The following is a 16,135-nucleotide window of genomic DNA, read 5'->3' as shown; positions in this document are numbered from 1 at the left end:
ACGTCAGTCCAGTACCTGGCGGCTGGCGGAGATTCACATGAATACGCAAGGTTTGATGCTGTTCACCGGCAACGCGCACCGGCGGTTGGCGGAGAACGTGTCGCACCGGCTCGGTATCCCCATGGGGAAAGCGCTCTGCGGGCGTTTTTCCGACGGCGAAGTGCAGGTCGAAATCGAAGAGAACGTCCGCCGCCAGGATGTTTTCGTGATCCAGCCGACGTGCGCGCCCACGGCGGACAATTTCATGGAACTGCTGGTGCTGATCGACGCGCTCAAGCGTGCGTCGGCGGCCACGGTGACGGCGGTGATCCCGTATTTCGGCTACGCGCGGCAGGACCGGCGCCCGCGCTCGGCCCGCGTGCCGATCACGGCTAAGGTCGCCGCTGACATGATCTGCACGGTTGGCACCGATCGCGTGCTCACGGTCGACATCCACGCCGACCAGATCCAGGGCTTCTTCGATATCCCGGTCGACAACGTCTATGCCTCGCCAGTGTTGCTGGCCGACATCTGGCGCAGCCAGGGTACCGACAACCTGATCGTCGTCAGCCCCGACGTCGGCGGCGTGGTGCGCGCCCGCGCGATCGCCAAGCGCCTCGACGATGCGGATCTGGCGATCATCGACAAGCGCCGTCCGCGGCCGAACGAGTCGACCGTGATGAACATCATCGGCGACGTGCGCGACAAGACCTGCGTGCTCGTTGACGACATCGTCGACACCGCCGGCACCCTGTGCGCCGCGGCGAATGCGCTGAAAAAGCAGGGCGCGAAGAAGGTCGTGGCCTACTGCACCCATCCGGTGCTTTCGGGCTCGGCGCTGAGCAACATCATGAATTCGCAGCTGGATGAGCTGGTCGTTACCGACACCATCCCGTTGACGCCGGAAATCCAGGCCTGCAATCGCATCCGCCAGCTGACGGTGGCCGAACTGCTGGCCGAAACGATACGCCGCGTGGCTTTCGGCGAATCGGTGAGTTCGCTTTACGTCGATTGATCTGCGATCGATCGACGATCCGGCTCCTCTGGTCGCGGGGGAGCCTTCAGGCCGCTGCGAAGCGGTTCATTCCTGCAAGGTAATTCGTCATGGCAAAGATTCGCGAAATTCCGGCCGAAATCCGCAACGACCAGGGGAAAGGTGCGAGCCGCCGCCTGCGTCACGCGGACGTCGTCCCGGCCATCCTGTACGGCGGCAAGGACAAGCCGCAGAGCATCCAGTTCGTGCACAAGGACGTCTACATGGCCTCCCAGCACGAGTGGTTCTACTCGGCGATCCTCGAACTCAAGATCGACGGCAAGAACCAGAAGGCCCTGCTGCGTGACATGCAGCGCCATCCGTACAAGCAGCGTCTGCTGCATCTGGATTTCCAGCGGGTCAACGAGAACGAAGCGCTCAAGATCCGCGTTCCGCTGCACTTCCTGAACCAGGAAAAGTCGCCGGCCGGCAAGACCGCTGGCGTGCTGGTCACGCATGAACTCAACGAGATCATCGTTTCCTGCCTGCCGCGCGATCTGCCGGAGTACATCGAAGTCGACCTGAGCGAGCTGTCGCAGGGCGACATCATCCACCTGTCGGACCTCAAGCTGCCGGCCGGTCTGGAAATTCCGGAACTGAAGCTGGGCAAGGAGCACGACGTGGCTGTCGTGCTGGCCAAGCTGGCCCGCGAGGAAGTCGAAGAAGTTGCGCCGGAAGCGGTGGCGGCGGCTCCGGCGGCTCCGGCCAAGGGTGGCAAGGCGGCGGCGAAGGCTCCCGCAGCTGCTCCGGCCAAGGCCGCGGCCAAGGCTCCGGCGGCTCCGGCCAAGAAGAAGTAAGGTTTCGCGTCGTCCGACGCGAAACCGCTTCGCATGGCTCGGTTGCGCCTGCTCGTCGGCCTCGGCAATCCCGGGGCCGACTACCTCAGAACCCGGCACAACGCCGGGTTCTGGTTTATTGACGCCCTTGCCGAGAAGCTGGGTGCGCGCTTCGGCGTCGAATCCAAGCTGCATGCGCAGACGGCGAAGGTTTCCCTCGACGGTCAGTCGGTGCTGCTGCTCAAACCGACGACGTTCATGAACAAGAGCGGCATCGCCGTCACCTCGGCGCTGCGGTACTACAAGATCGAACCGGACGAGATGCTGGTCGCGCACGACGAACTGGACCTTCCGCCGGGAACGGCGCGGCTCAAGTTCGACGGCGGCCACGGCGGCCAGAACGGCCTGCGCGACATCATGGCCCATCTCGGCGACGGCAAGTTCCACCGCCTGCGCGTCGGCATCGGCCATCCGGGTCACAAGGACAAGGTCACCGGCTGGGTGCTCAGCCGCGCCGGGGCCAGGGACGAAGATGCGATCATGGCGTCGATCGGCGCCGCCTTCGACGTGCTGCCTCTGGCGCTGTCGGGCGACTTCAACGAAGCCATGAAACGCCTGCATACCGCTCCGGCGAAGTCCTGATTCCCCCGCTTTTCTCCCTCCCTTTCACTGCTTTCTGGACAAACCCTCATGGGCATCAAATGCGGCATCGTCGGCCTGCCTAACGTCGGCAAGTCCACTCTGTTCAACGCGCTGACCAAGGCCGGCATCGCCGCGGCGAATTTCCCGTTCTGCACCATCGATCCGAACATCGGCGTGGTGCCGGTGCCCGATCCGCGCCTGAGCGCGCTGGCGGACATCGTCAAGCCGCAGAAGGTGATCCCGACGTCGATGGAATTCGTCGACATCGCCGGCCTCGTCGCCGGTGCGTCGAAGGGTGAAGGCCTCGGCAACAAGTTCCTCGCGCATATCCGAGAAGTCGATGCGATCGCCCATGTCGTGCGCTGCTTCGAACACACCGACATCATCCATGTCTCGGGCAAGGTCGATCCGATCTCGGATATCGACACCATCGACACGGAACTCGCGCTGGCCGATCTCGAATCGGTCGAGAAGGCGCTGAACCGCGCCGAACGCGCCGCCAAGGCGGCCGACAAGGAAGCCATGGCCAAACGTCCGGTGCTGCAGAAGCTCGCGACGACGCTCAACGAGGGAAAGCCGGCCCGCGCGGCCGGGCTCGACGAGGACGAGAAGGCGCTGGTGCGCGACCTGTTCCTGCTGACGATGAAGCCGTTGATGTATATCGCCAACGTGCTCGAGGACGGCTTCACCAATAATCCGCTGCTGGACAAGGTGCGCGAGCGCGCCGCGACCGAAGGTGCCGAAGTGGTGCCGGTCTGCGCCGCGATCGAGGAAGAACTGTCCCAGCTCGAAGACGCCGACCGCGACGCGTTCCTGCAGGACATGGGCCTGGACGAGCCGGGCCTCAATCGCGTGATCCGTGCAGGTTACCGCCTGCTGGGCCTGCAGACCTACTTCACCGCCGGCGTCAAGGAAGTGCGCGCCTGGCAGGTCAGGATCGGTGCCACCGCGCCGCAGGCCGCTGCGGTGATCCATACCGACTTCGAGCGCGGCTTCATCCGCGCCGAAACCATCGCCTACGACGATTTCATCAAGTACAAGGGCGAAGCAGGCTCCCGCGACGCCGGCCGCCTGCGCCTGGAAGGCAAGGACTACATCGTCAAGGAAGGCGACGTGCTGCATTTCCGCTTCAACGTCTGAGGCGCCGCACTGCCGCGCGGCGCGGGTCGAGCGCCCGCGCGGCAGCCTACGGGTCGGACTGCTTTTTTTTGCGTGCCTCAGGACGAGAAGCCGTCGCGGAAGATCAGGTCGTCGATGATCCAGCGCGAGATTTCGTCCGGCAGGCGCCATGGCGTGGCGATGCTGCCGTTGCCGAGCTGGCCGAAGTTGTTGAGCCCCCAGCACTGCGCGCTGCCGACGCCGCGCAGCACGCAGCTCGCCTGCGCGCCGAGCGTGACGTGGCGAACGGGCCCAGCCACGTTGGTCGCCGCGACGGGCTGCAGGCGGTCGATCTGCGTGTCGTCGCCGAGCTGGTACAGATTGTTGCGTCCCCAGCAGCGCAGTGCGCCGCCGCTCAGCAGCGCGCAGCTGTGGTAATCGCCCGCGGCGATCTGCAGCACACCGCTGCTCAACGTGGCTACGCCGGCAGGCGAGGCGCGCGTGATGAGCGAACCGTCACCGAGCTGGCCGTAGGCGTTGCTGCCCCAGCACTTTGCCTGGCCGCTCGTGGTAAGGCCGCAGGTATGCAGGCCCCCGGCGGCGACAGCCACGTAGGTCGCGAATGAATCATTGACGGCCGTCGGGACGTTGCGGCTCACGAGCGTGCCGTCGCCGACCTGGCCGTTCATGTTGTAGCCCCAGCAGCGTACTGTGCCGTCGTTGCATACGGCGCAGGCGTGGCGGTCGCCGGCGCTGAGGTCGATCACGCCGCCCGCGAGCCCGACGGGGATCACGGCCTGCGCGCTGTTCGTCGTCGAGCCGTTGCCGAGCTGGCCGTCGGTGTTCTGGCCCCAGCACCAGACGCCGCCGCCGACCGTGCGCGCGCAGGAAAAGTAGGGCCCGCTGACGATCTGCACCGCGTCGACGATGCCGACGGTCTGGACGGCGATCGGGCGCGCGATCGTAGTCTGGTCGCCGATCTGTCCCTGCGCGTTGTCACCCCAGCACCAGACTGTGCCATCGGTGCGCACGGCGCAGCCATGGTTCTCGCCGATCGCCACGCTGCTGACACCGTTCTGCAGCCCCTGCACGAAGCGCGCGCCGGTATGGTCGATCGCGGTGCCGGCGCCGAGCTGGCTCAGGTTGTTGCGGCCCCAGCAGCTGGCCGAGCCACGATCGGTCGTCGCGCAGCTCGTGCGGGTGCGCATCGACACCTGGCGCGCGGGCGCGGGCAGGCCCGAGATCGTCACGGCCTGGTTCGCATTGCCAACGACCGTGATGTTGCCGATCGCAGTGCGGCCGTTGGCCAGGCTGCCCCAGCAGCGCACACGGTTGCCCCTGCCGCTGCGCGCGCAGGAATGCGCGGTGCCGCTCGCGATTTCGCCGATCGGCGCGGCGAGCGTCAGCACGTCGACGGGCACGCGCGAATCGATGGTCGTGGCGTTGCCGAGTTGCGCGTTCGCGTTGTAGCCCCAGCACTTGAGCGCTGTCGTGCCGATCCGTGCGCAGGTGTGGTGGCCGCCGGCGCTCAGAGCGCTGACGCCGCTCGACAGCCCGCTGACCGCGGTGGGTGTCTGGCGCTGGACGATCGTACCGTCGCCGACCTGGCCGACGTTGTTGCGGCCCCAGCACAGCACTGCGGCGGCCGTGCTGCGCGCACAGGTGTGGAACTGGGCCAGCGCGATTTCTGCGACCGGAACGCCGATCGAGACGAAGACCGGAATGTCGTGCATCGTCGTCGTTCCGTCGCCGAGTTCGCCGTAGGTGTTGGCACCCCAACATTTCATCGTCGCATCGGCGAGCACGGCGCAGCCATGCGCCGCGCCGGCGCCGATCGCGACCGCATTCGTGATGCTCAGCACTTCGCCCGGCGTGGCCTGATTCATCGACGCGCCCGACCCGAGCCGGCCGCCGCCGCCGTTGCCCCAGCAGTTGATGCGGCCGCTCTGCATCAGCGCGCAACTGTGGGCGAGTCCGACCGCGAGCTCGCGCACGCCGCTCGTGAGGCCGACGACGGCGACGGGCTGCGCGCGATTGACGAGCGTGCCGTCGCCGAGCTGGCCGAACTGGTTGGCGCCCCAGCAGTAAACCGCGCCGCTCGCGGCGATCGCGCAGGTATGCGTGTCGCCGGCGGCAACCGCCTGCCATGCGGCAATCGGCGACACCACGGCGACCGGCGAGGCGCGGTCCGCCGCGGAGCCGTTGCTGAGCTGGCCGCTTGAAGCCAGGCCCCAGCAGTACAGGCCGCGGTCGGATTCCGAGATGGCGCAGGTATGGGCACCGCCCGCTGCGATTAACGCAGCGCCCGCGGCGGTCGTCGTCGACAGCAGGATTGCCAAGCCGGCCAGGATGATTCCAAGCCGTGTGAAATGCTGAATTCCCATCGCTGTCTGCTCCTCGTCCGGATTCCGCCTCGGCGCATGTCGTCGTGTTGCCATGCGCATGCGTATAAAAAGCGCACTCGGCAAATTGGCCATTTGCGAAGTTGTCGCTGACGAGGGTTGTGCCGGTTGTGGGGCCAAACTCCCAGCGCGGTCGCGATCGCCGTTGCGCAGGCACGGCGACGCGGCCGCCGGAAAAACGGGGGGGGGGGGGGGGGGGGCGGGGGGCCCGGGGGGGGGGGGGGCCCGGGGGGGGGGCGGGCCCCCGCCCGGGCGGTGAACGCCGTATCACGGATGGCGGACGCGTTTGCAGCGGAGGCCCAGTGGGCGTCGGCGCAGCGGTGGCGGCGCGGACCGCGCCGCGGCGTATCAGGGCTCGAAGTCGCCCTTGAAGATGCGGTCGTTGTCGGCGTCGAGAGCAAGTGTCGCGGTGTTGTTGTTGCTGACCGGGTCGGTGACCGGCGAACCGACGACGGCGGTCGCGGTGTTCGTGAGGCTGCCCGTGGTGCCCGGTGCGACCGTGCCGCTGACGATATAGGTCACCGCCCCACCCTGGGGCAGGCTGATGTTCTCCGTGATATTGCCGTTGCCGCTGGCGGTACAGGTGGCGCCGCCGGTGACCTGGCAGGCCCAGGACACACCGGTATAAGTAGCCGGGAAGATGTCGACGACGGTGGCGGTCGCCGCCGACGGACCTGAGTTGGCCACGGTGACCGTGTAGACCAGCGTTCCTCCGGGCGTGTACGCCGGGGGATTCGCGCTCATGCCGACGACGAGGTCCGCCGTCTGCGGTCCGACCGGACAGTCGACCACGCCACGAATCACCCAGTCTCCGGTCAGGCCCAGGGTCGCGCTGTCGAACCATACGAAAGTGCCGCCGAGGTCGGCGAGCAGCGCATTGCGGCCGCTCTGTATGCCGTTGGTATCGCGCACCACCGTGGGGCTGGAGTTGGTGATCGGCGGATCGAAGAACGTGAACGAGACGACGAACTGTTCATTGGCCGCGAGCGATACCGAGAGCGGGATCGTGTTGTTTTCGTCGAGGTAGCGCCATTCGTTGAGCACGCCGTCGGTCATGACTGGACCGGCTATCTCTGCGGCGAGCGCACCGGGGTTCGGGAACGTGCCGGCGCGGAAGACCTTCACCGAATCCTGGATTTCCTGCGCCTGAGTGCCGCTGGGCGAACGCCAGAACACCTGTACGGCACGCAGGGTGCCGGTGCACGGTGAGGTCAGCCACGACGCGGCCGCCTCGTTGGCCGCAAAGCCATAGACGAGTACGCCGGTATCTCCGTTGCCGAGGGAGTCGTTCTGCACGGTCTGCTCGACCGCACCCGCGCCCATGCCGAACAGCGCTGTCGCCAGCGCGAATGCCCACCGCTTCATGCCGATTCCCCATTCCGCGGACGGCAGGACGCCGTCCTGGAAAAAGTATAGGTCTGCGCATCCACGCAGCGTGACGGCGGTCACATTCCGGGCCATGGGTTAGGATGCGCGCCGTCCCCATGCCGAGCCGCGCCATGCCAGGTCAACAACGCGAGACCACCTTCCGCTTCCTGGCCCAGCCTTCCGACGTGAATTTCGGCGGCAAGGTCCACGGTGGCATGGTCATGAAATGGATAGACCAGGCCGGCTATGCCGCCGCAGTCGGCTGGAGCGGCCAGTATTGCGTCACGGTTGCACTGGGCGGGATCCAGTTCGTCAAGCCGATCCTGATCGGCGACATCGTCATCGTGCGCTGCAAGCTGATCCGCACCGGTAGCAGCAGCATGCATTTCGCGGTCGACGTGATTGCACGCGACCTCAAGAGCGGCGCCGAGCGTCTCGCGACGCATTGCATGATCAGCTTTGTCGCGCTGGACGCGCCCGAGGGCCGGCCCGCGGCTATTCCGCCGTGGCTGCCACAGACCGAGGACGACCGCATCCTGGCGTCCTACGCCGAGAAGATCATTGCCATGTCGCGCGAACAGCAGCAGGAACTCGAACGCGTGCGCCACGACATCGAGCGCAGCGGCTGAGCGCGGGCGTCGCTGCTACGGCTCGAAGCCGTCGGTAAACAGCCGGTCGTTGCCTGTCGAGGGCAGGTGGGCCGGATCGAACAGGCATAGCGCGGTGCCTGTTTCCAGGGCGCGCGTGCCGTTGCAGCTCCAGGCGCCGCCGTCGGCGGCATCGTCGGATTGCAGGCCGACGCAGGCCGAGGAGCCGGCGGTGGCGTCGAGCGTGGTGTATTGCACGACCGCGGCCTGGCTCGCGTGGTACAGCACCAGCTGAAAGGTCAGCGGCTGGTTGTCGCCAAGGCGATTCCAGTTTTTCCAGTGCACCACGCTGCAGGCTTCGCCGGCAATCAGGCCGGACCCGCGTGGGCAGGTGGCGAAGAACTGCTGCGTGAGTGCGGATCCCGCGCCTTCGCCACTGAGCTCATCGTGGTAGGCCAGCAGGCGTGCAGCGGCAAACGGCGCGTTGTCGGGTACCGCAGGCAGGTAGATGTCGTTGCTGAAATCGCCGCCATTTTCCTCCGCGAGGCTCGCCGCGAAGGCGACGTAGCCGTTGGTCGACACCACCAGCGTGCCGTAGTCGGTGCCAAAGAAGCGGAACGGCTGGCCCAGCGCGAACGCGGCTGCGCCGTCGTCGAGCGCGGGAGCAGAAGGCGATGCCGCAACCGGGTTCAGCGTCATGCCGCCGTCGACGTCGACGGGTGCGTAGGTGCACAGCGCCGGATCGGCCGACGCGAAGTGGCCGTAGCCGTCGAGCTGGGTCAGCTGAGCGCGCGGATTGGTGCCGGCTTGGCAGGGTGCGGCCAGTGCGGAGAGAAGCAGCAGCGATGCGGTGCGGTACTTCATTGCACTCTCCCCTGCCAGATTTCCGCATTGTGGTCGGTATTGGTGCCGAGGAAATTTTCCGCCGAGATGAAGTTCACGACGGGGATGACGGTGCTGCTTCGGCCGATGCGGGCGCCGTTGGTGGTCAGGCCGGTGGCGAGGTTGTTCTCGATGTCGCTGGTACCGTTGACACGGCGCTGACCGACCGAGAACTGGCCGTTGAGCAGGCTGATGCGCTCGTAGGCGTAGTTGAGCGTGCCGTCGGTCTCCACGTCGACGCCGATATAGGCGCTGTCGGAACTGTTGGTGCGCTGGGTCAACGGCGTACCGGCGCCGACTTCGTAACGGAAGATTTCCGAGGAAAAGTCGGCGTTGAAGTTGGCCGCGCTGGGCGTTAGGTTGCCGTCCGACAGGAAATAGATGTAGGTGCCGTTGGTACTGCCGTCCAGCACGGCTGAGCTGTTGTTGGTCTGCGGGCCGCCGGTGCCGTTCGTGGTCGTGTTGGTGATGCGTGTGAAGTTGCCCGTCGTGGTACCGCTGTTGGTACCGGAGGCGCCGCGGTCAAAGCGATAGATCTCGAAGTTGGCATCGGCATTCGTGCCGTTGTGCACGCAGGTCGACTTGAAGACCAGATAGCGACCATTGTTGTTCTTGGTCAGGGCCGGCTCGGCCATGGTGCAGCCGGTGGTCGTGCCGAACAGGGAGCTGCTGGTCGTGGTGCCGTTCCAGACCACGATCTTCTTTGCCGTACCAGAGCCGGTCAGTGCGTTGCAGGTCGATTCGAAAGCAATCACGCCGCCGTCGCCGTCGATGGTCGGTGTGCCGTTCTCGCAACCGGCCGGCGTGCTTGTCAGGGTCAGGAATGTGTTGGTATTGCGGTCGTAGCGGTAGATCTGCGTGGTCGCCGTATCGGTCAGCCTCGCGGCGATCGCGAGGTAGCGGCCGCCGTCCTGGTAGGACATGGCCAGCCCGGAGATGCCGCCGCCGCTGGTCACATTGAAGCCGGTGGCACGCGTGAACGCCGTACCGTTCCAGATGTAGATCTGATCGAGCAGGTTGGGATTGCTGCCGAGGTCAGCGCTGGTGACGAAGGCGACGATCTCGCCGGTCGAGTCGTTGGCGATCAGGCGCGCGTTGGCCCCGCGGAAGAAGAACGTGCCGCCCTTGAGTTCGACGTTGCGCCCGGTAGTGACGGTGCGCTGCACGATGCTGCCGATTTCGTTGCAGGAGGTCTTGATCTGCACGTCGTCGATGAACAGCGTGGAGTCGACGTTGCGGTCGTTGCTGTCGGCGACGCTGAAGCGCAGCGTGACACTGCTGTCGGCCAGCGCGGCGGCGGGGATCTGCAGGCAGACCCGCTGGAATGTCGGTGGCCCGAAGCGCAGGTTGACGGTGTTGAGCGCGGCCGGATTGCTGATCGTGTTGTTGACGATGGACGCGTTCTGGCAGTTCGCATTGGCGAACGGCGAATAGCTCGATCCATTGAGCTTGCAGCTGGAGCGCGAAAAGATGCGCACGCCGTCGGCCTTGACGTCCATCACGTCATCGTACTGGTCGGGCTCGTTCTGCTCGCTGGAGGCGAATGCCCAGTCGAACGCGACGAAGGCGGGGCTGAAGGTGACCGCCGAGGTCGATTCCAGCCACGACTGGTCATAGTCGTTGTTGCCCCCGAAGCCGTCGAAATCCAGCGGTCCGGTGGACCTCGCACCTGGGCCGCTGGAAATCGCGCCGGCCCAGGTGCCTTCGGGAATCACGATCGTGCCGCTCACATAACTCGCGCGAATCGCGCCGGCGCGGGTGTCGCCGCCCGCGGTCCAATTCGCGATGGTGCCCGTCTCGAAACCTCCGTTGACCGGAATCTGCGCCTGGGCCAGGGACGTCAGCGTCACCAGGCCGAACAGCAGCTGACGCGCTCGATGGGAAACAGTGCTCATGGCGATGGGCCTTGTGCGGCGGTGGTGAGTTCCTGTCCGAACAGGAATCGATCATCGAGCAGCACGTCCTTGCGCGCCAGGACGCGGCCATCCGCGGCCATCGCGCGCAATTCGTAGCGCCCCGGCGCGATGCCGTCGATGCGGTAGTAGCCGTAGGCGTTGCTGCGCGCGCGTCCCTGGATGGACTGCTCGGGGTCGACCAGATGGATGTCGACCTCGCCCAGCGCCTTGCCGTCGGGCGCGCGCAACTGGCCGGCCAGGCCCAGGCGCAGGTCGAGCGTGAAATCCACCCGTGTCAGGCTGCCGGCGCGGACTTCGACCCGACGCGGCGCCTCGTGCACGCTGAACTCGATCGGCAGGCCCTCGCTGTCCAGTTCGACGCGGTGCACGCCGGGCGCAAGGTTCGGCACATGGAAACGGCCGTCCGCGTCGCTGCGCGCACGCACATGGCCGTCGACGAGCACCGGCACGTCGGACAGGTCGATGCCGCCGGCGCGTCGGCCCTGGCCGATCACGCCGGAGACGCCGCCGTCACGCACCTGACCGAGATTGGCGCCGCCGCGCGCGAGGCCGGCGCCGGTCACGGCGAAATCGGCGATCACGGAAAGCCCTACCACGGTGCCGTTGGCCGGTGCGAGCGGATCGCGCACAGCCTGCAGGCGGGCGCTCAGACCAGGACGCAGCTCCATGCTGGCGTCGGCGATGAATCCGCTGCGGCCTTCGCCGTGCAGCAGGCCGGCCGACCAGGCCAGTCCGGAGACCCCCGGCTGGTAGCGCTGGAACATCGCGCTGAGACGATTGCCGCGGTCACTGTCGCGCTGCGCCATCACCGCGAGACGGGAGTTCTGGCCGAGTGCCTGATCGACGCCGATCTGGCTCAGGTTGCCGTAGCGCGTCGCCGACAGTCGCGTGCCGCGGCGCACGCCCCATTGTGCGTCGTACGAATACCGGCCGTCGTACTCGGGTCGCGCTGACAGCTGCAGGTTGCGCAGGGGGCGCCAGCTCACGGCCGGCAAGGTGTATTCGATGTCCTCGGCGTCGGTCACGCTGGCATTCGCATGGATCAGCGAGACGCGCAGGTCGGTGCCGACCGTGCGACCCGCCTCGACACGCAGGTTATGGCTGGCGACGGTCTTGTCGGTCTGGTAGCCAGCGCTGTACTCCAGCCAGTTCGCGCGCCAGAACCACGGTCCGCGCTGACCGTCGCCGAGCACCTGGCGTGCCTCGCTGCCGTTGTCGTCGCGGCCGACATAGCCGGCCCAGCTGCCAACCCTGCCGAGGTTGGCGGCGGTACCGATCACGCTCTGCGTGCGTCCGTCGACGGACTGGATGATCAGGTCGCCCGTGAAGCGTTCGCTGAGGCCGCGGCGGAACTGGTAGAAACCCGCGCTGCCGCTGCCGATGCGCTTGTCGTCGAGCAGAAAACCGTTGCTGCCCGCGCCGAGGTAGTGCGCCTGGGCGCCGGCCGGCAGCTGCAGGTTGCTGGCCTGCGAATAGGTCTGGTCCACGCGCAGCGGGGTGCCGTTGTCGCCGAATTCGTAGACCGCCACTTCGACGGGAATCGCATCGCCCGGCGCTGCTGGAACGTCGGTGAATTCGTAGCGTCCGTCGAGGCGGATGGTCTGGCGCGCGAACACGCTTCCGGCGTAGCGCAGTTCCGCCGTGCCGCCGGGCGGGCCGTTGCCACGGATCGTACTGGTCGGCCGCGCCTGGTAGGCGAGCAGCTGGCCGGCGTCGCCGAGGCTGGAATCGAATACCTGGCCTGGCCGGTTGGTCCACGCATACTGCGCGCCGGTCAGGTCGAAGGACTGCAGCAGCGGATGCAGGAAGACACGTTCCTGGCCGACCAGGAAGCGCGAATTGCCCCGGTCCAGCCGCCACGACAGTGCGCCTACATCAATGCCGCGGTCGTCACCGGTCAGATAGTGACTGAAATCCGCACGCCAGTTGCCCGGGCCGAGTGCGCCGACGAGGCGATGGTTGGCCGCGCTGGACAGCTCGCCGTTGGACTGGACGGTCATGACCTCGCTGCGCCAGCGCGAAAGGCTGGCGCGCGGCGCGCGGATGTCGACCGGGCCGTCGTCGCGCGTCGGTAACCTGCCGTCGGCATCGACGCCTGGCGTCCAGGGCAGTACGACGCGCAGTGCGTATTCGCCCGGGTCGAACGCGACCTGGGCAGCGAGTGCCGTCGACAGCGCGGCCACGTCGGCGTAGGTCACGCCCTTGTCGTCGAGCAGCGCCTCACCCGTCAGCAGCGCATCGCCGAGCGGAGTGCTCAGGCGCACGCTGCCGTCCGCTTCGCGCAGGCTGCGGATCGCACAAAGCTGGGTGAAGTCGTCCAGGCTCACGAAGTCGCGCCCGTCTGGCTGGCGCAGCAGGGCCAGGCTCGCGTCGACTTCTTTCTTGTTGAGGATCGGTACCACCAGCAACACCTGCTTCTGCGTGCTAGACGGAATCGCCGCGCCAAAAGAGGAGAATTCCGGGCGCGGCGCCGGTGCAGGCGCGGCTTCCACGGCGCCTGTGGCGAGCAGGCTGGCGATGGCTCCTGAAAGAGCCAGCGCGGGGTGGAACCGCGTTGCCACGATTCAGCGCGCCGCAGCGCCGACGACGAACTCGACCGAGCGGTCGAGCACCGCGTCGCCGAGCTTGCCGTTGAGGTCGAGCACATAGCGGCCAGGCTTGAGTACGGTCGGCCCGAACGGGAACGTGATGTCGTGGGTTTCGCCGGGCAGTACCGGCGTGCCGGGGAGGCTGTTGGCGATGAGCTGTCCGTGTGCGAGCTTGGCATCGGGTGTGCCGAGGCCGGAAATCAGTGCGGTCGCCTCGACGCCCGGAAAGGCGTCGGCCTGCCAGATGGCGAACTGACCCATCAGGCGCACGTTGGCGTTGCCTGCATTTTTCAGCCGTACACGGGCGCCGTCGGTCGAGGCGGTCAGCGATTCGATGTCGCCTTTGCGCGCAGTGGGTCCGGTTTGGACATACAGCGCCGAACGGAACTGGAAGCGCGCACGCATGTTGCCGTCCGGCGACGGCGGACTGACTTCATCGAAGATGAACATGACGCGCTGTTCCCCGACCGGCAGTTCCGCGGCCGGGCGTACGCTGAAGCGTACCGCCTGGGACGACTGAGGCTTGACCTCGAATTCGACCGGATTGACCACGACCCACTGATCCAGCGTGGTCGGGCCGGGCGGCAGCAGGCGCGGCTGGTTGGACGGATCGGCGTCCCATGGTGCCAGCGACACGCGCACGCGTTTGGCTTCGTCGGTGTAGTTGAACAGGCGGAAGGTCTGGGTCTTGCCGGCTTCGGCTGCGCTGAGGTCGTGATAGGCCGGGCTGATGCCGACCTGGGCCAGCGCAGGGACGGAAGCGGCAAGCAGGACCAGTAGGGAGGCAAACAACCGCAGTAGATGCATGGGATCAGTAGCCTTCGACGCGGATGACCAGCCGCCCGCGGTAGCGGGTGGCATCACCGAGCGCCGCGGTGGGGATTTCCAGGATGACGTCGCCTTCCAGTCCGTACTGCTCGCGTCCGATGGCGACGTTGCGCGGCGCAAGTTCCTTCACGGCGACAGGGACAGTCAAACTGCTGGCGTCCGCCGCATTGAGTACGCCCGGTATGCCGTCGATACTTTCGATCGAGACCTTTACATGTTCCTGCACACTGCCGCCCGTGGGCTTGCTCAGGCGCCACAAGGCCGGAATGCGCCGGCGAATCGTCGTTGCCAGCGGCGCCGGGCGTAAGTCAGCCACGGCTGTCGCCGTGCTGCCGTCGAAATGGGCATTGAGGCGTGTCGCCGGCTGCATGGGCGCGGAATTGCCCAGCAATTCGTGCACGGTGATGGGTTCCAGCTGGATCGATGCCTGGCTGACGCTGAGCACCGGCGCGGTGCTGCTGTTGGCGAGTTCCAGCTTCGAGGCGAGCGGCATCCCGTTAGGGGATGCCGCGGCCACGATCAGGGACGCGCCCAGGGCCAGCATTGGCAGCAAGGCGGCCATGGCGTATCAGGTGCTGGTGACGGTGAGGGTGAAGTTGCTGTCGGCGTTCGAACCGATCGCGCCGGTGGTCGAATAGTCGCCGAGCGCAGTCGCCCCGGTCAGGTTCAGGTCGATGCGCACGTCACCCGGACGCGCCGTGACCAGACCCGGATCCGGGAACTGCACGCTGGCGCCAGGGCCGACCGCTGCTGCGGCGCCGAAAACCGGCGACTGCACACGGAAGTTGCTCATCGCGATGCTCGAGCCCGACGGGCCATTGAGCGTGCTGGAGCCGCCCGCGATTGCGACGGTTGTGGTGTTGGCAGTACCGCCGACGGCACGCACGGCCCAGAGGTTCTGCAGCACGAGCGGTACCGCGCCGGGGTTGATCGACAGGGCGGCCGGGTTGATGTTGAAGTTGGCAACCAGTTCACCCGCCGTCGGTACCGCGGTCACGGCCCCGGCCAGCGGCGCGATGGCGCAGGCACGCGTATCGCCGGAGGCGACGCAGCCCGCGGGCGTGCCGAACAGGTCGGTCAGAGAAATGTTCACGTCGACCGATGAGTAGTAGTAGAGGATGGTGATGCCGTTGTTCAGCGTGATGTCGACGTCCACCGAGCCCTGGGCCTGGGCAAATGCACCCGAGGGGAAGCAAGCGGCCGACGCGAGCGCGAGCGCAGCAAGGCGAGGAACAAAGCGCAGTTTCGATGTCACGATGGAATACCTCTGTGTAGTTGGGCGTGCTGCCCGTTGGCAGGCACGGCAGCTAAGCATGGGTTATGCCGAACTGTGACGTATATCGCATTCCGTTACATTTGGTCACAATTACGGCCGCGGTACTCGGAAATTCAGTGGGCAACGGATCAGCGGGCTCAGCGCTATACGGCTTGGCTTCGCCCCTGCGTTCCGGTTATCTTCCGCGGTCCCGCGCAGTCATCGTCCGCGATCAGGAAATTCATGCCGCAACGGCATTGACTTTCGGTCTGCGGATGACGAGAATGCCGGGCTCCGCGCTGGAGGGATACCCAAGCGGCCAACGGGGGCAGACTGTAAATCTGCTGGCTCACGCCTTCGGTGGTTCGAATCCACCTCCCTCCACCAGCCGGTTCTAGCTTGAGCGGGAGTAGTTCAATGGTAGAACTTCAGCCTTCCAAGCTGATTGTGCGGGTTCGATTCCCGTCTCCCGCTCCATTGAAATATTGCCGCGGTTGACACGTTTCACGCTCACGTAGCTCAGTCGGTAGAGCACTTCCTTGGTAAGGAAGAGGTCGAAGGTTCGATTCCTTTCGTGAGCACCACCTTCTTCGCAACACCGTTTCGACTCATCCACCTCCTTAGATCTCTCGGGGTTTTGCAGGCATGGCCAAGGGTAAATTCGAGCGCACCAAGCCGCACGTCAACGTCGGCACGATTGGTCACGTGGACCACGGCAAGACGACGCTGACGGCAGCGCTGACGAAGATCGGTGCCGAGCGATTCGGTGGCGAGTTCAAGG

Annotated in this window: 14 protein-coding genes and 3 tRNA genes; 9 read left to right on the top strand and 8 right to left on the bottom strand. The window is 66.4% G+C overall.

The window, feature by feature from the left end; translation table 11 throughout:
• The first annotated feature begins 37 nt into the window (after positions 1-37).
• From RUU78_RS13340 to ychF, 4 genes are all read left to right on the top strand, one after another.
• Positions 38-994, top strand: a complete 957-nt coding sequence (locus RUU78_RS13340) for a ribose-phosphate diphosphokinase (RefSeq protein ID WP_313917363.1) — start codon at positions 38-40, stop codon at positions 992-994.
• Between the two features lie 89 nt (positions 995-1,083).
• Positions 1,084-1,809 carry a 50S ribosomal protein L25/general stress protein Ctc gene (locus RUU78_RS13335; RefSeq protein ID WP_313917361.1) on the top strand — a complete coding sequence of 242 codons (726 nt, stop codon included), beginning with the start codon at positions 1,084-1,086 and terminating at the stop codon, positions 1,807-1,809.
• A 33-nt stretch (positions 1,810-1,842) separates the two neighbouring features.
• Positions 1,843-2,430, top strand: coding sequence for an aminoacyl-tRNA hydrolase (gene pth, locus RUU78_RS13330; protein WP_313917359.1), 588 nt, complete (start codon positions 1,843-1,845; stop codon positions 2,428-2,430).
• Between the two features lie 48 nt (positions 2,431-2,478).
• Entirely contained in the window at positions 2,479-3,570 is a 1,092-nt protein-coding gene (gene ychF, locus RUU78_RS13325; RefSeq protein ID WP_313917357.1) for a redox-regulated ATPase YchF, read from the top strand.
• 77 nt (positions 3,571-3,647) lie between these two features.
• On the opposite strand, the gene RUU78_RS13320 is transcribed toward ychF, so the two are convergent.
• Together RUU78_RS13320 and RUU78_RS13315 are read right to left on the bottom strand one after the other, a co-directional pair.
• Positions 3,648-5,912 (bottom strand): hypothetical protein, encoded by a 2,265-nt coding sequence (locus RUU78_RS13320; protein WP_313917355.1) that lies wholly within the window; start codon positions 5,910-5,912, stop codon positions 3,648-3,650.
• A 366-nt stretch (positions 5,913-6,278) separates the two neighbouring features.
• Entirely contained in the window at positions 6,279-7,295 is a 1,017-nt protein-coding gene (locus tag RUU78_RS13315) for a DUF11 domain-containing protein (protein ID WP_313917353.1), read from the bottom strand.
• 134 nt (positions 7,296-7,429) lie between these two features.
• Between RUU78_RS13315 and RUU78_RS13310 the strand changes: the two genes are divergently transcribed.
• Positions 7,430-7,927: an acyl-CoA thioesterase gene (locus RUU78_RS13310; protein ID WP_313917351.1), complete on the top strand. Its 498-nt coding sequence runs from the start codon at positions 7,430-7,432 to the stop codon at positions 7,925-7,927.
• A gap of 15 nt (positions 7,928-7,942) precedes the next feature.
• Here RUU78_RS13310 and RUU78_RS13305 read toward each other — a convergent pair whose 3' ends face one another.
• The 6 genes from RUU78_RS13305 to RUU78_RS13280 are packed head-to-tail and all read right to left on the bottom strand — an operon-like array spanning position 7,943 to position 15,354.
• Positions 7,943-8,749 (bottom strand): hypothetical protein, encoded by an 807-nt coding sequence (locus RUU78_RS13305; protein WP_313917350.1) that lies wholly within the window; start codon positions 8,747-8,749, stop codon positions 7,943-7,945.
• The gene (locus RUU78_RS13300; RefSeq protein ID WP_313917348.1) at positions 8,746-10,662 is read right to left on the bottom strand and encodes a hypothetical protein; all 1,917 of its coding nucleotides are present in this window, start codon (positions 10,660-10,662) and stop codon (positions 8,746-8,748) included. The genes RUU78_RS13305 and RUU78_RS13300 overlap by 4 nt, the downstream gene beginning before the upstream one ends.
• On the bottom strand, positions 10,659-13,244 hold the full coding sequence (locus tag RUU78_RS13295) for a hypothetical protein (RefSeq protein WP_313917347.1): 2,586 nt from the start codon (positions 13,242-13,244) through the stop codon (positions 10,659-10,661). The genes RUU78_RS13300 and RUU78_RS13295 overlap by 4 nt, the downstream gene beginning before the upstream one ends.
• A 3-nt stretch (positions 13,245-13,247) precedes the next feature.
• Positions 13,248-14,078, bottom strand: a complete 831-nt coding sequence (locus RUU78_RS13290) for a hypothetical protein (protein ID WP_313917345.1) — start codon at positions 14,076-14,078, stop codon at positions 13,248-13,250.
• 4 nt (positions 14,079-14,082) lie between these two features.
• Positions 14,083-14,661 carry a hypothetical protein gene (locus tag RUU78_RS13285; RefSeq protein ID WP_313917343.1) on the bottom strand — a complete coding sequence of 193 codons (579 nt, stop codon included), beginning with the start codon at positions 14,659-14,661 and terminating at the stop codon, positions 14,083-14,085.
• A 6-nt stretch (positions 14,662-14,667) separates the two neighbouring features.
• Positions 14,668-15,354, bottom strand: a complete 687-nt coding sequence (locus tag RUU78_RS13280) for a hypothetical protein (protein ID WP_313917342.1) — start codon at positions 15,352-15,354, stop codon at positions 14,668-14,670.
• Positions 15,355-15,655: 301 nt separating this feature from the next.
• Between RUU78_RS13280 and RUU78_RS13275 the strand changes: the two genes are divergently transcribed.
• The 4 genes from RUU78_RS13275 to RUU78_RS13260 form a co-directional block, all read left to right on the top strand.
• A tRNA-Tyr gene (locus RUU78_RS13275) sits at positions 15,656-15,741 on the top strand.
• A gap of 16 nt (positions 15,742-15,757) precedes the next feature.
• Positions 15,758-15,831: transfer RNA gene (locus tag RUU78_RS13270), tRNA-Gly, on the top strand.
• Between the two features lie 31 nt (positions 15,832-15,862).
• A tRNA-Thr gene (locus tag RUU78_RS13265) sits at positions 15,863-15,938 on the top strand.
• A gap of 61 nt (positions 15,939-15,999) precedes the next feature.
• The coding region (locus tag RUU78_RS13260) for a GTP-binding protein (RefSeq protein ID WP_227416080.1) at positions 16,000-16,135 on the top strand (136 nt) is incomplete at its 3' end.

The organism is Tahibacter sp. (assembly GCF_032229445.1).
Classification (GTDB): Bacteria; Pseudomonadota; Gammaproteobacteria; order Xanthomonadales; family Rhodanobacteraceae; genus Tahibacter.
Note: the sequence above shows the minus strand (reverse complement) of the source record. Positions and strands in the feature narration are given on the sequence as shown.